The sequence below is a fragment of the Streptomyces sp. NPDC018026 genome (assembly GCF_044327745.1).
Classification (GTDB): Bacteria; Actinomycetota; Actinomycetes; order Streptomycetales; family Streptomycetaceae; genus Streptomyces; species Streptomyces rubrogriseus.
In genome coordinates, this window is the sequence record NZ_JBIRFY010000002.1 from 521,943 (window position 1) to 540,681 (window position 18,739).

Below are 18,739 nucleotides of genomic sequence, written 5' to 3' on the forward strand. Positions count from 1 at the left end.
CAGCTGGAGCTGATCGATGGGTGCACACAGGCGGAAGTGCGACTGGTGCGGCAGCGGCACGCCCATCGTGCGCGACATGGAACCGGTCAACCCCGACTACCAGTACTGGTGCGAGGAATGCGCGCGGGCGCTGATCATAAAAGGCGACCCCATCGAGACGTACCGCGAACTCGAGGGCGAGCCGATCTACGGCCGGCTGCTGGAGGAGCACTGCACGCTCAAACGCTTCTACTCGTTCGTGACGGCATAGGGCGAACCGGACGGAACGGAAACGATTTGGTGTTCGCCCCGGTGGACCGTGTAATGTTGGCGTCGCCGCCGGGGAGACCGGGCGGATGAAGGACAAGGGGCTATAGCTCAGTTGGTAGAGCGCCTGCATGGCATGCAGGAGGTCAGGAGTTCAATTCTCCTTAGCTCCACATCTCAAATGAAACCCCCCGGATCCCTGATCCGGGGGGTTTCGTCGTCCGCGGCCTCAGCGGCCCAGCGCCCGGCGGCCCCGGCCCTGGGAGAGCACCGGAAGGTTGGTGCGCGAGGACGGCGCCTGCCCGCGGGTGTCCTCCTCGATGCGCAGCGCCAGCGCCGGGCAGCGACGCACCGCACGCACCGCCTTGGCCTCCGCGAAACGCGGCACCTCGGCCTGCGCGACGGTCGGGAAGCCGTCGGCGCCCAGCTGGAAGACCTCCGGCAGGATGTCCGCGCACAGTCCGTGCCCCCGGCACAGCGTCCAGTCGACGAAGATCTTCTGGCGGCTCGGGCCGTTCTCCTCCCCGCCGCCGGGGACGCCGGTCGGGGCCCTGCCCCCCTCGAAGAGCGGCAGGACACCCTCCACGGGCCGGCCGCAGCCGTTGCCGAGGACATGGGCGGCCAGGTCGTCCGTGAACGCCTTGACGGTCGACTCCAGGAACATCGCCGAGCCGTCCGGGTGCGAGCAGGCGCCGCGCCGCTTCACGTTCCGCGCGACCTGCTTGACCGCCTCCAGGGCGGCCGGGCCGCCGCCGTTCAGGATGTCCTCAAGGCCCCGCGCGGCGGCCGGCAGGCCCAGGTAGCAGGGGCCGCACTGGCCGGCGCTCTCCTCGGCCAGCCACTGCGCCACCCGCAGCGACTCGCCCAGCGGGCAGGTGTCCTGACCGATCGGCAGGATCGCGCCCGCGCCGAGCGAGCCGCCCACCTGCTGCAAGGAGTTGCGGGAGACGATCGCCTCGTCGACGGTCGCCGCGTCGATCCACTTGCCGTGGTAGCCGCCGGTCAGCACGCCCTGCGGCACCGGCGGAGCGCCGGCCAGCTGGAGGACGTAGCGCAGCGGCACGCCCGTCGGCACCTCGATCACCATCGGCCGGGCCACCGCCCCGGAGACCGTGAGCATCACGGTGCCCGGCTCGTCGTACAGGCCGGTGTTGCCGTAGCGCTCCGGGCCGATGCGGGCGGCGATGGCCAGCTGGGCGAAGGTCTCGGCGTTGGACAGCAGGGTCGGCGCGCCGCCGACGCCGCTCCTGGAGGCGCTCACCTTGCGGCCGGGCGGGATCGCCGGGCCGCCGTCGATGGAGCGGATCAGCGAGGCCGCCGCACCGGTCACCATGCGCACCGGATTGCGCTGCACGCGCGCGCGGAGGGCGGACCGGCGGCCGTTGCTGAGCCCGCGCTCGGCCAGGGCGGCCTCCATGGAGCGCTGCGTGGACTCGCGGGTGACCCCGATGACGAGGGTGCGGGCGCCCATCGCCTCGGCGCACAGCAGCGCGCCGTCCAGGATCAGGTGCGGGGCGCGGTTGATCAGCACCGTGTCCTTGCGGCAGGCGGGTTCGTCCTCGCTGCCGTTGACGACCACGACCGGGCGTACGCCGCGCTTGATCGCCGCCTCGGCGACCGAGCGCAGCTTCTTGTGGAAGGGGAAGCCCGCGCCGCCGCGGCCCTTCAGCCCGATGCGTTCGGAGAGCTGCGCGAGCTGCTCCCCGCCCATCGGTTCGAGCGGTCCGTGCACCTTGAGGTGCATCGGCAGGTCAAGCCGCTCGACAAGGTCGAAGCCCGACGTGAGCTGGGGAAGCCCGACCACGCGGACCTCCGGGACGTCGGGCAGGGCCTCGTTCAATTCAAGCCTCCGGAAGGCGTGTTCCAAGGTTCACCGGAACCCGGTGCGTCGAAGTCGTGGGACGGCGACGGCGCACCGGGGGTTGGTTCGGGGGCGGGACCGCTGTTGTACGTGTCGCTGGGGTAGTACGTGTCGTAGACCGCGTTCGTCTCACTGGTGTCGTACACGTCACTCGAGCCGTAGCCCGAGGCGGGGGGCGCGGAGTACTGCGCGGAGTAGGCCGTGGAGTGGTCCGCCGCCTCCGTGGTGCCGTAGACCGGGATGGTGTGTCCGGTGTCGTTGAGCGGGTCGTAGGCCGACGGGGGTGCCTCGCCGACCGGGGGCGGCGACGGTATGGGCCAGCTGCCCGAGGTGCTGCCGCCGCCGTCCACCACCGGCATCGCCTCGGTGGGCCGCAGGTCGGACGGCAGCCCGGCGGAGGCGGCCGGGTCGGCCGTCAGCGGCGGCCGGCCCGCACCCGGGGGGCCGGACACGGCACGGTAGGCCGCCGCGAAGCCGCTCGGGGGCTCCGGCGCGGTCACGCGCTCCGCGGGTTCGTACCGCAGGGCGGACGGGGACGCGCCGCGTGACCGGGACCGCCCGGCGCTCTCGTAGCCGGGCAGGGCGGCGGTGGCCCTCGGTCGGCTCTCCGCCGCCTCCGCGTCCTCCTCGCGGGCGGGCCGCTCCCCGGTCCCGAGAAGGCCGGCGATCCGGTCGGCGACCCTGCGCTTGACCGGGCGGGGCGCCGCGCGCAGCGCCAGGGCCGCCATGACGCCGACCAGGGACAGGGCGTACAGGACCACGAAGACCGGCTTGGCGGCGCGACCCGCGTAGAGCCCGTGCAGCAGGGCCAGGCACCACGCCGGATAGGCCAGCATGTGCATGGCCCGCCAGCGGGCCGCCACCGGGGCCGGGGAGGCGAAGCGGTTGCGCAGGGCTCCGGTGACCCCCACGAAGATCATGAGCATGCTGGCCAGGGTGCCGAAGCCGATGAGGACGGCCCGGCCGCCGAACGCCTCGTCCTCCGTGGCCAGGAGTCCGAACGGGAGGACCGCGGCGACCCAGGTGGTGTGGTCCAGGACCAGCTTGACCACGATGTGCACCAGCAGGAAGACGACCGAGGCGACCGCGGTGGTCCGGTGCACCGCCTGGGCCAGGATCCGCTGCCGGGTGTCGAGGACGATCCGGTCCTGGGCGAGCAGACCCCAGATCACCGAGCAGCTGAGGAAGACGAGGGAGAGGACGCCGGCGCCGAAGTCCAGGAACTGGGCGAAGGTGTCGTCCACCGTGCTGTCGTTCGTCACCACGACGGGCCTCCCCACGTCAGGGACGTGAGGGGAGGCGGCGGACTGGTGTCGCGAGGGTGGATCGGGGGAGGGTTCATGGGGGCAACTCCGGAGCGGTTCGGGAAAGCGGTCCCGCTGCCGCACTCTAAGTGGCGCCATACCCGTGGGTAGGTGGTTTGAGTTATTGCGTTGTTATCAAATGACAGCGCACTCGTGCTGGTGTCCCTTAGTGGTCGTTACGCGAAGTAACCTTTGACCTTGGTTCAGGTTCGCCTCCGTTTTCCGGATGCCGGGCCCCGGATTCCGGTCGGCCGCGCGTGGCGCGGAAGCCCGTCGCGGCCCCCTCGGCGACTGCGGTACCCTGACGCCATGCGTGCCGTACGCCTTCTGCTTAGCGAGCCGCGCTGATCAGTCCCGACCCCGGTCGTAGTCCGGTGGCCGGAATCGGCGCGGCGTCCCCTCCTGTGCGAGGGGATTTTTCATTTCCCGGCCTTCGCAGCCGCTGGTCATGAAGGTCGCAGCCGCTGGCAGAGACGATCGATGGAGCTTTGAGGATCATGAGCGAGACGAACCCCGCGGCGACCGCCCCTGTGTCGGCGGACGCCGCGCCGCACCGCTACACGGCTGCCATGGCCGCCGAGATCGAGGCACGCTGGCAGGACTTCTGGGACGCCGAGGGGACGTACGCCGCGCCGAATCCCAAGGGCGACCTGGCGGGCGACCCGGAGCTGGTCGCCAAGCCCAAGAAGTTCATCATGGACATGTTCCCGTACCCCTCGGGTGCGGGCCTGCACGTCGGCCACCCCCTGGGGTACATCGCCACCGACGTCTTCGCCCGCTTCCAGCGGATGACCGGCCACAACGTCCTGCACACCCTGGGCTTCGACGCCTTCGGCCTGCCCGCCGAGCAGTACGCCGTGCAGACCGGCACGCACCCGCGCGTGTCCACCGAAGCCAACATGAAGAACATGCAGAGCCAGCTGCGCCGGCTGGGTCTGGGCCACGACAAGCGCCGCTCGTTCGCCACGATCGACCCCGAGTACTACAAGTGGACCCAGTGGATCTTCCTGCAGATCTTCAACTCCTGGTACGACGACGAGGCGAAGAAGGCCCGTCCGATCGCCGAGCTGGTCGCGCAGTTCGAGTCCGGTGAGCGGGCGGTCCCGGGCCACGCGGGCCGGGCCTGGAGCAGCCTGAGCGAGGCCGAGCGCGCCGACGTGCTGGGCGAGTACCGCCTGGCCTACGCCTCCGACGCGCCGGTCAACTGGTGCCCCGGACTGGGCACCGTACTGGCCAACGAGGAGGTCACCGCCGACGGCCGCTCCGAGCGCGGCAACTTCCCCGTCTTCAAGTCCAAGCTGCGCCAGTGGAACATGCGCATCACCGCCTACGCGGACCGGCTGCTGGACGACCTGGACCAGCTGGACTGGCCCGAGGCGATCAAGCTGCAGCAGCGCAACTGGATCGGCCGCTCCGAGGGCGCCCGCGTCGACTTCCCCGTCGACGGCGAGCGCATCACCGTCTTCACCACCCGCCCCGACACCCTGTTCGGCGCGACCTACATGGTGCTGGCGCCCGAGCACCCGCTGGTCGAGAAGTTCACCCCGGCCGCCTGGCCCGAGGGCACCCGCGACGCGTGGACCGGCGGCCACGCCACCCCGACCGAGGCCGTCGCCGCGTACCGCGCGCAGGCCGCCTCCAAGTCCGACGTCGAGCGGCAGGCCGAGGCCAAGGACAAGACCGGCGTCTTCATCGGCGCGTACGCCACCAACCCGGTCAACGGCGAGCAGGTCCCGGTCTTCATCGCCGACTACGTGCTGATGGGTTACGGCACCGGCGCCATCATGGCCGTCCCGGCGCACGACTCCCGCGACTTCGAGTTCGCGCGGGCCTTCGAGCTGCCCGTCCGGTGCGTCGTCGAGCCGACGGACGGCCGCGGCACCGACACGTCGACGTGGGACGAGGCCTTCGCCTCCTACGACGCGAAGATCGTGAACTCCTCCGGTACGGACGTCGCCCTGGACGGTCTGGGTGTCGTCGAGGCCAAGGAGCGCGTCACCGAGTGGCTGGAGCGCACCGGCGCCGGTGCGGGCAACGTCAACTTCCGCCTGCGCGACTGGCTGTTCAGCCGCCAGCGCTACTGGGGCGAACCCTTCCCGATCGTCTACGACGAGGACGGCATCGCCCACCCCCTGCCCGCCTCGATGCTGCCGCTGGAGCTGCCCGAGGTCGAGGACTACTCCCCGCGCACCTTCGACCCGGACGACGCCGACACCAAGCCCGAGACCCCGCTGTCGCGCAACGAGGACTGGGTCCACGTCACCCTGGACCTGGGCGACGGGCGCGGCCCGCGCAAGTACCGCCGCGAGACCAACACCATGCCCAACTGGGCCGGCTCCTGCTGGTACGAACTGCGCTACCTGGACCCGCACAACGGCGAGCAGTTGGTCGACCCCGAGATCGAGCAGTACTGGATGGGCCCGCGCGAGGGACTGCCGCACGGCGGCGTCGACCTGTACGTCGGCGGCGCCGAGCACGCCGTGCTGCACCTGCTGTACGCGCGCTTCTGGTCCAAGGTGCTGTTCGACCTGGGACACGTCTCCTCGGCCGAGCCGTTCCACAAGCTGTTCAACCAGGGCATGATCCAGGCCTACGTCTACCGGGACAGCCGCGGCATCGCGGTGCCCGCCGCCGAGGTCGAGGAGCGCGACGGCGCCTACTACTACCAGGGCGAGAAGGTCTCCCGGCTGCTGGGCAAGATGGGCAAGTCCCTGAAGAACGCGGTCACCCCCGACGAGATCTGCGCCGAGTACGGCGCCGACACGCTGCGCCTGTACGAGATGGCGATGGGCCCGCTGGACGTGTCCCGGCCGTGGGACACCCGCGCGGTGGTCGGCCAGTTCCGGCTGCTGCAGCGGCTGTGGCGCAACGTGGTCGACGAGGACACCGGTGAGCTGTCCGTGGCGGACGTCGCGGAGGGCGACATCGACGCCGGCACCCTGCGCGCCCTGCACAAGGCCGTCGACGGCGTACGGCAGGACCTGGAGGGCATGCGGTTCAACACCGCCATCGCCAAGGTCACCGAGCTGAACAACCACCTGACCAAGGCCGGAGGCCCGGTCCCGCGGTCGGTCGCCGAGCGCCTGGTGCTGCTGGTCGCGCCGCTGGCCCCGCACGTCGCCGAGGAGCTGTGGCGCAAGCTGGGGCACGAGTCGTCCGTGGTCCACGAGGACTTCCCGGTCGCCGACCCGGCCTACGTCGTCGACGAGACGGTGACCTGCGTCGTCCAGATCAAGGGCAAGGTCAAGGCACGGCTGGAGGTCGCCCCCTCCATCTCCGAGGGCGACCTGGAGAAGGCCGCGCTGGCCGACGAGAAGGTGGTGGCCGCGCTGGGCGGGGCCGGGATCCGCAAGGTGATCGTGCGGGCACCGAAGCTGGTGAACATCGTCCCGGCGTAGGCGGTGACCGGGGCGTCCAGGGCGTCCCCTACGGGTCGGGTGCGGGCAGGTTCGGGGTTCTCGCGGAACCCTGGGCCTGCCCGTTGCGTTTACCGTGGAAGAGCGGCACGACGGGTGCCGCGCCGTGGCCGGCCGGCCCGCGGGCCGGACGCTCGGAGGAGGAGCCCAGTGGAAGCAGCGCTCACCGTCTTCGCCCTGCTCTTCCTGCTCGCCGTCGTGCTGGGTGTCTACGCCACGGTGAAGGCCGTCGGCGCCGCCAAGCGCAGCGTGGACCGCGGCATCTCCCAGGCCCGCCGCACCGTCGAGGACCACACCCTGCGGGCCAAGTCCCTGGTCCAGGTGGGCCCGGCGGCCGAGCTGGCACAGCTGCGGCTGACACTGCGCACCTCCATGCGGGCCACGCAGGACGCGCTGCACGCGCGCGTGGCCGAGGACGAATCCCTCAAGGAGTCCCTCACCCTCTTCGAGCGGCTCAGCGCCCACGGCTTCGAGCTGGACGGCGAGCTGCGGCGCCTGGAGTCCGAGCCGGACCGCGCCACCCTCGCCGAGCGCCTGCCCGGGCTGCGCGAGCGCACCGAGCGCATCACACGGTCGGCCGACGCCCTGCGCTGGGCGGCCCGCGACCGCGCCCGCCACTTCGCGGACGACGACCTGGACTCGCTGAGCGCACAGATCGACATGGAGGCCGGTGCCCTGCGGCACTGGACGGAGACTAAGACGCAGGCGGAGGCGGCGGCCGGGACCGGCCCGGGGGAGACACCGCCCGCCGCGCCGCCGTCCTGGCCCGAGGCGCCGCCTGCCGACGCCGCGTCCGCCCGGCAGACCTGGCCGGACGCCCCGGCGCGGGAGCCGGCGGAGGGAAACCCCGCCCGGCCCGCCATCACCCCGCCCGCCGCGAGCCCCGTGTACCCGTGGCAGAAGAAGGCCCGCCCGGAGAGCACGACCTGACCGACCCCGCCGACCCGGTCACGACCCTGTGAACGCCCGGTCGCCGGGGCCGGACTGCCGCACCGGCACTACGCCAGGTAACCTCCAGCTCATGTCCCGCCATGTCGCTATCGTCACGGATTCAACGGCCTACCTCCCGGCCCGGGCGATGGAGCGGCACGGCATCACCGCGGTACCCCTGACCGTCGTCCTGGGCGACCGGGCCCTGGAGGAGGGCACCGAGATCTCGACCCGCTCCCTGGCCCAGGCACTGCAGAAACGGCGGCCCGTCACCACCTCCCGCCCCAGCCCCGAGCTGTTCGCCGAGACCTACCGCAGGATCGCCGAGTCGGGCGCCGACGGCATCGTCTCCCTGCACCTGTCCGCCGAACTCTCCGGCACCCACGACGCGGCCGTCGTCGCGGCACGCGAGGCGCCCGTCCCGGTCCGCGTCGTGGACACCGGGATGATCGCGATGGCCCTGGGGTTCTGCGCGCTCGCCGCCGCGGAGACGGCGGAGGCGGGCGGCACGGTGGACGAGGCCGTCACGGCCGCGGAGAAGCGTGCCGCGGGCACCTCGGCCTACTTCTACGTCGACACCCTCGACTATCTGCGCCGCGGCGGCCGGATCGGGGCGGCCCAGGCGCTGTTCGGCTCCGCCCTCGCCGTGAAGCCCCTGCTGCGGCTGGAGGGTGGCCGCATCGAACCCCTGGAGAAGGTCCGGACGGCGTCCAAGGCCATCGCCCGGCTGGAGGAGATCGCCGCCGACCGGGCGGGCGGCGCGCCCGTCGACATCGCCGTCCACCATCTCGCCGCCCCGGACCGGGCGTCGGCCCTGGCGGACCGCCTGCGGGACCGGGTTCCCGGGTTGGCCGACCTGCACGTGAGTGAGGTCGGTGCGGTGATCGGCGCGCACACGGGGCCGGGCCTGCTGGGGGTCGTGGTTTCGTCGCAGTGAGCGTGTGCCGTGTGCTGGGCGACGCGGGGCGGGCGCTGTCGCCGCACCCGTGAGGGGGACGGAGTTTTCCACAACCCGTGGGTAGTCCCCGGGAATTGAGCATGATCATCGCGGGGGCGCCGAAGTGCCCGATCCTCCTCGCATGGCTCTTCGATCACGCTCACGTTTCCGCACCGCGTCCGCGACCAGCGGCCCGGGCCGCGCCCCGGCCTCCGACGGCCGCCTCGCCCACCGCCGCGCACCCGGCTCCCGCACCCACGCCCGCCACCGCTCCCACGCCCGGCACGGCCGTCGGCACGCGGCGCCGGAGGAGGTGCGGCGAAGGGCGGAGACACTGTTCGCCGAGCGCACCGAGGGAGCCGAGCGCACCGAGGGAGCCGGGGGATACGACCACGCGGGAAACGAGGGGGCACACGGGGAGACGGGGAAGGGGCCACCCCTGCCCGGCCCCGACGCTCCCACCGGCCCCGGGACGACCTGGCGGGAGCGTGCCGGCTCGGCGCTGCGGGAGCGGATGCCGCTGTGGTTGCAGACGCGGTGCGGGCTGGAGCGGCGCAGCGTGGCCGCGCTCTCGGTGCTGCTCGTCGTCGCGGCGGTCTTCGCGGTCCAGCACTTCTGGACCGGCCGCACCCAGCCGGTGGCGGCCCCCGAGGTGGTGCGGGAGGCGGCGGCCTACGGAGCCGGGAAACCGGGACCGACGAGCGAGGGCCGCGACACGACCGGCGGGCCCGGGCCCAAGGTGGCGGCCACGACCACGGCCGGGCCCGAGATCGTGGTGGACGTAGGCGGCAAGGTCCGCGAACCCGGGATCCACCGCCTCCCGGCCGGTTCACGCGTCGCGGACGCCCTGCGGGCCGCCGGAGGGGTCCGGCCCGGCACGAAGACCGACGGACTGAACCGCGCCCGCTTCCTGGTGGACGGCGAACAGGTGATTGTCGGAGCGCCCGCGCCCGTGCCTCAGCCGGGAGCGGGTCCCGCCCCGGGCGGGCCGACGGGTGCGGCGGGACCCGCGGCACCGGTCTCCCTCAACACGGCGACCACCGACCAGCTCGACACCCTCCCCGGCGTCGGCCCGGTCCTGGCCCAGCACATCATCGACTACCGCACCCGGCACGGCGGTTTCCGCTCGGTCGCCGAACTGCGCGAGGTCAACGGCATCGGCGAACGCCGCTTCGCCGACCTGCGGGATCTCGTGCGGCCATGAGCAGGCACATGACCGGAGCGGACCGGCCGCACGGGCTGGACGGGCTGGCCGGGCCGGCCGGTGCCGACCAGCCACCTGCCAGGCCCCCGCGCGCCGCCGTGCACGCCGCCTCCGGTCACCGGCTGGGCGCGGCACACCCCCGGCAGGAGGGCCCCGCCGACCTGCGCCTGGTCCCACCCGCCCTCGCGGCGTGGGCGACGGCGGCGGTGACGCTGGACGTGCCGGCCCGCTGGGCGGTGGGCGTGGTGACGGGCGCACTGCTCCTGGCCGGGGCACTGCTGTCGGCGTCGCCGCGGGGACGGTCCCGCGCACCGGTCGCCGCCCTGCTCCTGTGCGTCGCCGCGTCCGCCGCCTCGGCCGCACTGCACGGAGCGGACCTGCGCCGCGGGCCCGTCCCCGAAGCGGCCCGGCACTACGCCACCGTCACCGCCGAGGTGGAGGTCACCGGCGACCCCCGCCTCACCCGGCCGCGCGTCCGGGGCAACCGCGCGGTGCCGCCCACGGTGCTCATCGAGGCCGACGTGCGGCGGGTGAGCGAGGCGGCCGGGAAGACGGTGACGACCCGGACGCCAGTGCTCGTCCTCGTCGACGTCGGCGAGGGGGACGAGCGGTCCCGCACCCGGCCCGCACCCGCCCGCTGGCTGACTCTGCTGCCGACCACACGGCTCCGCGTCACCGCACGGCTCTCGCCCCCGAGGCAGCGCGGCGACCGGATCGCCGCGGTACTGCGGGTACGCGCCGGTCGACGGCCTCCCGACGTGCTGGCGGCGCCGTCGGCGGCGCAGCGCCTTGCCGGACGGCTGCGGGAGGGCCTGCGCGAGGCGACCGAGGACCTGCCGACGGACGCGAGGGCGCTGCTGCCGGGCCTGGTCGTCGGCGACACCTCACGCGTCACACCGGAGCTGGAGGAGGCGTTCAAGGAGACCGACCTGACACACACCCTGGCCGTTTCGGGCGCCAACTTCACGATCGTGCTCGCACTGCTTCTCGGCCCGCCGGGCCTGGCCCAGCGCAGTGAGCGCCGAGGCCTGGCCCCCCGCTTCGGCCTGCCTCTGAGGGCGACCGCGCTGCTCGGAGCGCTGCTCGCGGTGGCCTTCGTCGTCGTGTGCCGGCCGGACCCGAGCGTGCTGCGGGCGGCCGCCTGCGGGTCCGTCGCCCTGCTCGCCCTGGCCACCGGACGCCGCAGATCACTCCTGCCGGCCCTGGCCACGGCGGTCCTGCTCCTGGTGCTCTACGACCCCTGGCTGGCCCGCAGTTACGGCTTCCTGCTCTCCGTGCTGGCCACAGGGGCGCTGCTCACGCTCGCTCCCCGGTGGAGCGCGGCGCTGCGCCGGCGCCGCATCCCGCCCCGGCTCGCGGAGGCGCTGGCCGCCGCGGGTGCCGCGCAGGCCCTGTGCGCGCCGGTGGTCGCGGTGCTGTCGGCAAGGGTGAGCCTGGTAGGGGTGCCGTGCAACCTGCTGGCGGAGTTCGCGGTGGCCCCGGCCACCGTGCTCGGCTTCGCCGCCCTGGCGACGGCGCCGGCGGCGATGCCCCTGGCCAAGAGCCTGGCCTGGTGCGGGGGCTGGCCGGCCGAGTGGATCGCGGCGATCGCCCGCACCGGGGCCGCGCTGCCCGGCGCGGGAGTGGACTGGCCGGGCAGTTGGGCCGGGGCGGCGCTGCTCGCCCTGGTCACGGTGGGCGTGCTGCTCGTCGGCCGGCGGTTGCCGAGGCATCCCTGGTGGTGCGGTGTCTGCGCGGTGCTGCTGGTGCTCGCGGTGCTGCAGCCGCCGCCGCTGGCCCGGCTGGTCAAGGGGTGGCCCCCACCGGGGTGGCGGATGGTGATGTGCGACGTGGGCCAGGGGGACGCGCTGGTCCTCGCGGCGGGAGAGGGGACGGGCGTGGTCGTGGACGCGGGCCCCGACCCCACCCTCGTCGACCACTGCCTGCGCGCCCTCGGCATCACCCGCGTGCCCCTCGTCCTGCTGACCCACTTCCACGCCGACCACGTGGCCGGGCTGCCCGGGGTGCTGCGGGGCCGCTCGGTGGGCGCGATCGAGACGACCGCCCTCGAAGAGCCCGCCGACCAGGCCGAGTTCGTCCGCAGACAGGCGAGGGCCCGGCGCATCCCCGTGCGGCACGCGGTCACCGGCGAGCAGCGACGCTCCGGCCCGCTGTCCTGGCAGGTGGTCTGGCCCCCGCCGAGCCCACCGGCCACCACCGCACCGGGCACCGAGGGCGGCCCCAACGACGCCAGCGTCACCCTCCTGGTCCGGACGGCGGGCCTGCGCGTGCTCCTGCTCGGCGACCTGGAGCCCCCGGCCCAGCGGGAGCTGGCCCGCTCCCCGGCGGCAGCGGTGCTGAAAGGCGTCGACGTGCTGAAGGTGGCCCACCACGGCTCGGCCCACCAGGACTTCGCGTTCCTCCGCCGGGTCGCCCCGCGTCTGGCGCTCATCAGCTGCGGCGAGGACAACACCTACGGCCACCCGGCACCCGGCACCGTCGCGGCACTGCGCGCCCAGGGGGCGACGGTGCTGCGCACGGACCGGGACGGGGCGGTGGCGGTCGCGGGGAGGGGGAGGGAGCTGCGGGTGGCGGGAGACTGAGGGCATGGATTCAGTTCAGGTCGATGCCTACCTCCGCCGGCTGGGAGCCGGGTACCCGGAGGAGCCCACCGTCGAATCACTGCGCGCGCTGCACCTGCGTCATCTGCGGACGGTGCCCTTCGAGAACCTCTCCGTCCACCTGGGCGAGGAGATCGTGCTGGAGGAGAAGCGGCTGTGGGACAAGGTCGTGGGCGGGGCAAGGGGCGGAGGAAGGGGCGGGTTCTGTTACGAGCTCAACGGGCTCTTCGGGGCGTTGCTCACGGCCCTCGGGTACGAGGTCACGCCGCTGGCGGCGCGGGTGTACGGCGACGGGGGCCGGCTCGGGATCCCGTACGACCACATGGCACTGCTGGTGCGTACGGCGGACGGGGGCGACTGGCTGGCGGACGTCGGATTCGGGGCGCACAGTCACGGTCCGCTGGCGTTCGCGGAGCGGGGCGGGCAGGTGGATCCCGGGGGGACGTTCCGGGTGGTCGAGGCGGGGCCGGACGCGGCGGGGGTGCGCGGCGGACCCGGCGGCCCGGGCGAGGCCGGTCCGGCGGCCGACCTGGACGTGCTGCGGGACGGCAAGCGCGTGTACCGGGTGGAGGTGCGGCCCAGGGTGCTCGACGACTTCGTGTCCGGCGCCTGGTGGCACAGCACCTCGCCCCGGTCGCACTTCCTCCGGTCGCCGGTCTGCTCGCGGCTCACGGAGGACGGCGGCAGGATCACGCTCAGTGGCCGCCGGCTCACGACGACGGCCGTCGACGGCGTTCGTCAGGAGCGGGAGCTGGACACGGACGCCGACGTGCTCGCCGCCTACCGCGACCACTTCGCGATCCACCTCGACGACGTGCCGTCCGTGCCGTCCGCGCCGACCGTGCCCCCTGTGTCCCGGCTGTGAGAAATCCCGCCCGTTGCGGTGAAACCGGAGCACACGGGTCCACTCCTGCCCACTCCCAGCACATATGACGGTTTCCCGCGATGTGGTCCCGTGTTGCCTCGAAAGCCACATCGGTGATCGAATGTTTCTCCGTCAACTAGATTTCCGATGTCGTGCAGAGGGTGTCGCAAATGATCGGCCGCTTGCTGGGAAGCCGAACGAAGCGGATGCAACGGACGGGTCCCCTGGCGGCGGTGCACACCCCGCCGGACGCGGGAGTGCTGAGCTGCCGCGTCCTCGACCCCGTCAACGACCCGGTGACCCATGCGGAGTTCACGGTCAGCGACGCCATGGGGCGCAAGGTGGTCGGCGGCGGTACGGACCCCTTCGGGTCGTTCGTGGCGACGGTGCCCGCGGGGGAGTACCGGCTCGCCGTGTCCGCCGAGGGGTACACCCCGTACCGGGCCTCAGCGACGGTCGTCGAGGACACGCTGGCCTCGCTCGGGGACGTGACGCTGCAAGTGGCCCAGCCGCCGGAGCTGCCCGCGCCGGGCGACTGGGAGATCGAGCCGGCCCACTCCTCGATCGCCTTCACCGCACGGCACATCGGGCTGGCCCGGATCCACGGCCGGTTCAACTCCTTCGCGGGCGCGGTGCGCATCGCCGAGGACATGGAGCAGTCGGCGATGCACGTCGTGATCGACGCGGCCTCCATCGACACCAACGTGAAGATGCGCGACGACCACCTGCGGTCGGCCGACTTCCTGGACGTGCAGCGCTACCCGACCCTGGAGTTCTACAGCGACCGCTTCACGCACCGCGGCGGCAACCGCTGGGCCGTCACCGGGGCGCTGTCCCTGCACGGCGTGACGCGCACGGTCACCCTGGACACCGAGTACCTCGGACTCGGCAACGGCATGGAGGGCGAGACGCGGGCGGCCTGCCGCGCCACCACCGAGCTGCACCGCGACGACTTCACGGTGAGCTGGCAGACGATGCTGGCCCGCGGCATCGCCGTGGTGGGCCCCAGCATCCGCATCGACCTCGACGTGCAGACCGTGCCCAAGGGCTGACCGGAGCCGACCGCAGCTGACCGACAATGGCACCGTGAGCGACGTGAGACATGTACTGGTGCTGCCCGACCGCGACGCCGCGGAGGAGGCCGCCCAGGAACTCGGGGAGCGGTTCGGGACCGACGAGGAACCGCGGATCCTGAGGGACGCCCTGGCCGGCGAGGACGACGCCGAGGACGCCCAGTGGCTCGTCGTCCTGCGGGACGAGCGGGCGCTGCTGGACCCCGGTGAACTGGACGCGTTCGCGGGCGAGTGGGAGGGCTGGCGCGAGGAGCCGTAGCCGCGGCGCCCGTCCGGCAGCTCCCCGTCCGGCAGCTCCCCGTCCGCCGGCTGCCCGACCGGCAGCGGCCCGTCCGGCGTTGTCAGTCGTGCGTGCGATGCTTGTCGCGATGGCCAGGAAGACTGCGAACGACGACCCTCTCGCCCCGGTGACCCTTGCCGTGGGCCAGGAGGACCTCCTGCTCGACCGTGCCGTGCAGGAGGTGGTGGCCGCCGCGAGGGCCGCCGACGCCGACACGGACGTACGCGACCTCACCCCCGACCAGCTGCAGCCCGGCACCCTCGCCGAGCTCACCAGCCCCTCGCTCTTCGCCGAGCGCAAAGTCGTGGTCGTACGCAATGCGCAGGACCTGTCCGCGGACACGGTCAAGGACGTCAAGGCCTACCTCGCCGCCCCCGCCGAGGAGATCACCCTCGTCCTGCTGCACGCGGGCGGCGCCAAGGGCAAGGGCGTCCTCGACGCCGGCCGCAAGGCGGGGGCGCGCGAGGTGGCCTGCCCGAAGATGACGAAGCCCGCCGACCGGCTGGCCTTCGTGCGCGCGGAGTTCCGCACGGCCGGGCGGTCGGCCACGCCCGAGGCCTGCCAGGCCCTCGTCGACGCGATCGGCAGCGACCTCAGGGAGCTGGCCTCGGCGGTGTCCCAGCTGACCGCCGACGTCGAGGGGACCATCGACGAGGCGGTCGTCGGGCGGTACTACACCGGGCGGGCGGAGGCCTCCAGCTTCACGGTCGCCGACCGGGCGGTCGAGGGACGCGCGGCGGAGGCGCTGGAGGCGCTGCGCTGGTCGCTGGCGACCGGAGTGGCGCCGGTGCTGATCACCAGCGCGCTCGCACAGGGCGTGCGGGCCATCGGCAAGCTGTCCTCCGCCCGCGGCGGACGCCCCGCCGACCTCGCCCGTGAGCTGGGCATGCCGCCCTGGAAGATCGACCGCGTCCGGCAGCAGATGCGCGGCTGGACCCCGGACGGCGTCTCCGTGGCCCTGCGCGCGGTGGCCGAGGCCGACGCGGGGGTGAAGGGCGGCGGGGACGATCCCGAGTACGCCCTGGAGAAGGCCGTGGTGATCATCGCTCGGGCGGCGCGTTCACGAGGCCGGACCTGACCTCAGGACCCTTGACCTCAGGACCCTGACCCGGGGCAGGACCCTGACCCGGGCCGGCACTCCCCGCACACACCGAAGGCCCCGGCGCCCGTCCTGGGGAAGGACGGCCACCGGGGCCTTCGGATCAAGCTCGCGGATCCATGCCCGCGTGGCGAACGCAGGCCGCGCACGGATCCTGGGTGCCGGACGGGAGCGGATGAGAGAGGGCCCGCTCTGGGTCCTTCCGGCGGTCACACCAGATAAATCCAGACAGGGGTTCAGCCCTTGAGAGCGCCGACCTTCTGCGCCAGCGCCGACTTCTTGTTGGCGGCCTGGTTCTTGTGGATGACGCCCTTGGAGACGGCCTTGTCGAGCTCGCGCGAAGCGACGCGCTGGAACTCGGTGGCCTTCTCGACGTCACCCGCGGCGGCGGCCTCGCGGGCCTTGCGGATCGCGGTCTTCAGAGAGGACTTGACCGACTTGTTGCGCAGCCGGGCCTTCTCGTTGGTCTTGTTCCGCTTGATCTGGGACTTGATGTTCGCCACGAATGAGCCTTTGCAGGTTCAGGCACGAGGCCGCGAGGGTCCCGTGCCGGTGATTTCTTGAAGGAGTGCCTCGTGCTGAGAGGGCAAGAGACACAGCCACCCACACTACCAGCGGGTCACGGAGGGTCCCAAACCCATACCGGCTCCCCACCCGTGGGACCATGGAGGCTACGTATCGATCCGACCCGAGACCCGAGACCGCAGACACTGCGGACGCCTCAAGAATCAGGACCCTGCGTGCCCGCGATCCCCAGCCATGTGCCCGAGCCGAGCCGTACCGACCCGGCGCTGATCCGCAACTTCTGCATCATCGCGCACATCGACCACGGCAAGTCCACGCTCGCCGACCGGATGCTCCAGCTGACCGGTGTGGTCGAGCAGCGGCAGATGCGCGCCCAGTACCTCGACCGCATGGACATCGAGCGCGAGCGCGGCATCACGATCAAGTCCCAGGCGGTGCGGTTGCCGTGGGCCCCGTCCCACGACAAGGGCGCCCCGCACATCCTCAACATGATCGACACCCCGGGGCACGTCGACTTCACCTACGAGGTGTCGCGGTCGCTGGCCGCGTGCGAGGGCACCATCCTCCTCGTCGACGCCGCCCAGGGCATCGAGGCCCAGACCCTCGCCAACCTGTACCTGGCGATGGAGAACGACCTCACGATCATCCCCGTGCTGAACAAGATCGACCTGCCGGCCGCGCAGCCCGAGAAGTTCGCCGAGGAGCTGGCCAACCTGGTCGGCTGCGACCCCGACGACGTGCTCAAGGTCTCCGCCAAGACCGGCCTCGGCGTCGACGCGCTGCTGGACAAGGTCGTCGCCGACATCCCGGCCCCGGTCGGCGTCAAGGACGCCCCCGCCCGCGCGATGATCTTCGACTCCGTCTACGACTCCTACCGCGGCGTCGTGACGTACGTCCGGGTCATCGACGGCCAGCTCAACAAGCGCGAGCGGATCCGGATGATGTCCACCGGCGCCACCCACGAGCTGCTGGAGATCGGCACCAACTCGCCGGAGATGCTCTCCGCCGACGGCCTCGGCGTCGGCGAGGTGGGCTACCTGATCACCGGCGTGAAGGACGTCCGCCAGTCCAAGGTCGGCGACACCGTCACCAGCCAGCACAAGGGCGCCGAGGAGGCACTCGGCGGCTACAAGGACCCCAGGCCCATGGTCTTCTCCGGCCTGTATCCGCTGGACGGCTCCGACTACCCCGAGCTGCGCGAGGCGCTGGACAAGCTCCAGCTCAACGACGCCGCCCTGGTCTACGAGCCGGAGACCTCCGCCGCCCTCGGCTTCGGCTTCCGCGTCGGCTTCCTCGGCCTGCTCCACCTGGACGTGATCCGGGAACGCCTGGAGCGCGAGTTCGGCCTCGACCTGATCGCCACCGCGCCCAACGTGGTCTACCGGGTGATCATGGAGGACGGCACCGAGCACACCGTCACCAACCCGAGCGAGTTCCCCGAAGGCAAGATCAACGAGGTGTACGAGCCGGTCGTGCGGGCCACGATCCTCGCGCCGACCGAGTTCATCGGCTCGATCATGGAGCTGTGCCAGACCCGGCGCGGCACCCTGCTCGGCATGGACTACCTCTCCGAGGACCGGGTGGAGATCCGCTACACCCTCCCGCTCGCGGAGATCGTCTTCGACTTCTTCGACCAGCTGAAGTCGAAGACGCGCGGCTACGCCTCCCTCGACTACGAGCCCACCGGCGAGCAGACCTCCAGCCTGGTCAAGGTCGACATCCTGCTGCACGGCGACAAGGTGGACGCCTTCTCGGCGATCACCCACAAGGACGCGGCGTACGCGTACGGCGTACGGCTCGTCGCCAAGCTGCGCGAGCTGATCCCGCGCCAGGCCTTCGAGGTGCCCATCCAGGCCGCCATCGGCTCCCGGGTCATCGCCCGCGAGACCATCCGCGCCATCCGCAAGGACGTCCTCGCCAAGTGCTACGGCGGTGACATCTCCCGCAAGCGGAAGCTGCTGGAGAAGCAGAAGGAAGGCAAGAAGCGGATGAAGATGGTGGGTTCCGTGGAGGTTCCGCAGGAGGCCTTCATCGCCGTCCTGTCCAGCGACGACAGCGCGGGGTCGGGCAAGGGCAAGAAGTAACCGCCACGCCGCATGCCAAGTCCGGGTGAAACGGACACCGAGGGGCCCGTCGTACGAAAGTGCGGCGGGTCTCTTCGCATGTCACGGGCAGGCGTCTGTAGGAAATGACAGGGCGCGGGCACTTACGCGGGGGCCGGTCGCCCTTTACTCTGATGCCTGCCCCGTAGTTACTCGTGAGTTAAACAAGTGATCGGACAACGGTCCGCGTCACCGCCTCAGCACCGCCTCAACACCGTTGAACACCGCCCGAGAGTGAACCAGCCACACCTGAGCCAGCCGCAACGAGCCAGCCGCACCGTCGCGGGCCCGGAGGAT

The 18,739-nt window shown here is 72.4% G+C and carries 14 protein-coding genes and 1 tRNA gene; 12 read left to right on the top strand and 3 right to left on the bottom strand.

The genetic code is table 11. The annotated features are described in order from the left end of the window. Positions 1-16 precede the first annotated feature (16 nt). Together ACH4D3_RS07945 and ACH4D3_RS07950 are read left to right on the top strand one after the other, a co-directional pair. Positions 17-250 (top strand): hypothetical protein, encoded by a 234-nt coding sequence (locus ACH4D3_RS07945; RefSeq protein ID WP_003976229.1) that lies wholly within the window; start codon positions 17-19, stop codon positions 248-250. Positions 251-346: 96 nt separating this feature from the next. Next, positions 347-419: transfer RNA gene (locus ACH4D3_RS07950), tRNA-Ala, on the top strand. A 56-nt stretch (positions 420-475) separates the two neighbouring features. Here the strand turns inward: ACH4D3_RS07950 and ACH4D3_RS07955 are convergent. Together ACH4D3_RS07955 and ACH4D3_RS07960 are read right to left on the bottom strand one after the other, a co-directional pair. Next, entirely contained in the window at positions 476-2,086 is a 1,611-nt protein-coding gene (locus ACH4D3_RS07955) for an NADH-quinone oxidoreductase subunit NuoF family protein (protein ID WP_162833105.1), read from the bottom strand. Further along, entirely contained in the window at positions 2,083-3,372 is a 1,290-nt protein-coding gene (locus tag ACH4D3_RS07960; protein ID WP_398317784.1) for a cytochrome b/b6 domain-containing protein, read from the bottom strand. Before ACH4D3_RS07960 ends, ACH4D3_RS07955 begins: the two co-directional genes overlap by 4 nt. A 536-nt stretch (positions 3,373-3,908) precedes the next feature. On the opposite strand from ACH4D3_RS07960, the gene leuS reads away from it, so the two are divergent. The 9 genes from leuS (at position 3,909) to holA (ending at position 15,794) form a co-directional block, all read left to right on the top strand. After that, positions 3,909-6,809: a leucine--tRNA ligase gene (gene leuS, locus ACH4D3_RS07965; RefSeq protein ID WP_398317787.1), complete on the top strand. Its 2,901-nt coding sequence runs from the start codon at positions 3,909-3,911 to the stop codon at positions 6,807-6,809. 168 nt (positions 6,810-6,977) lie between these two features. Then, on the top strand, positions 6,978-7,757 hold the full coding sequence (locus ACH4D3_RS07970; protein ID WP_398317790.1) for a hypothetical protein: 780 nt from the start codon (positions 6,978-6,980) through the stop codon (positions 7,755-7,757). A gap of 91 nt (positions 7,758-7,848) precedes the next feature. After that, positions 7,849-8,694, top strand: a complete 846-nt coding sequence (locus ACH4D3_RS07975; RefSeq protein WP_398317793.1) for a DegV family protein — start codon at positions 7,849-7,851, stop codon at positions 8,692-8,694. Between the two features lie 142 nt (positions 8,695-8,836). Further along, complete coding sequence (locus ACH4D3_RS07980) at positions 8,837-9,898, top strand: helix-hairpin-helix domain-containing protein (RefSeq protein WP_398317796.1); 1,062 nt, start codon at positions 8,837-8,839, stop codon at positions 9,896-9,898. After that, entirely contained in the window at positions 9,895-12,480 is a 2,586-nt protein-coding gene (locus ACH4D3_RS07985; RefSeq protein WP_398317798.1) for a ComEC/Rec2 family competence protein, read from the top strand. Before ACH4D3_RS07980 ends, ACH4D3_RS07985 begins: the two co-directional genes overlap by 4 nt. A 4-nt stretch (positions 12,481-12,484) precedes the next feature. Continuing rightward, complete coding sequence (locus tag ACH4D3_RS07990; protein ID WP_398317801.1) at positions 12,485-13,363, top strand: arylamine N-acetyltransferase; 879 nt, start codon at positions 12,485-12,487, stop codon at positions 13,361-13,363. 170 nt (positions 13,364-13,533) lie between these two features. After that, positions 13,534-14,415, top strand: coding sequence for a YceI family protein (locus ACH4D3_RS07995; protein WP_398317803.1), 882 nt, complete (start codon positions 13,534-13,536; stop codon positions 14,413-14,415). A gap of 34 nt (positions 14,416-14,449) precedes the next feature. Continuing rightward, positions 14,450-14,695, top strand: coding sequence for a hypothetical protein (locus tag ACH4D3_RS08000; protein WP_398317806.1), 246 nt, complete (start codon positions 14,450-14,452; stop codon positions 14,693-14,695). 109 nt (positions 14,696-14,804) lie between these two features. Next, positions 14,805-15,794, top strand: coding sequence for a DNA polymerase III subunit delta (gene holA, locus ACH4D3_RS08005; protein WP_398317809.1), 990 nt, complete (start codon positions 14,805-14,807; stop codon positions 15,792-15,794). Positions 15,795-16,051: 257 nt separating this feature from the next. Here holA and rpsT read toward each other — a convergent pair whose 3' ends face one another. Beyond that, positions 16,052-16,318, bottom strand: coding sequence for a 30S ribosomal protein S20 (gene rpsT / locus ACH4D3_RS08010; RefSeq protein WP_003976241.1), 267 nt, complete (start codon positions 16,316-16,318; stop codon positions 16,052-16,054). A 237-nt stretch (positions 16,319-16,555) separates the two neighbouring features. Here rpsT and lepA point away from each other — a divergent pair, with 237 nt between their 5' ends. Further along, entirely contained in the window at positions 16,556-18,424 is a 1,869-nt protein-coding gene (gene lepA, locus ACH4D3_RS08015) for a translation elongation factor 4 (protein ID WP_398317813.1), read from the top strand. The last annotated feature ends 315 nt before the right edge of the window (positions 18,425-18,739 follow it).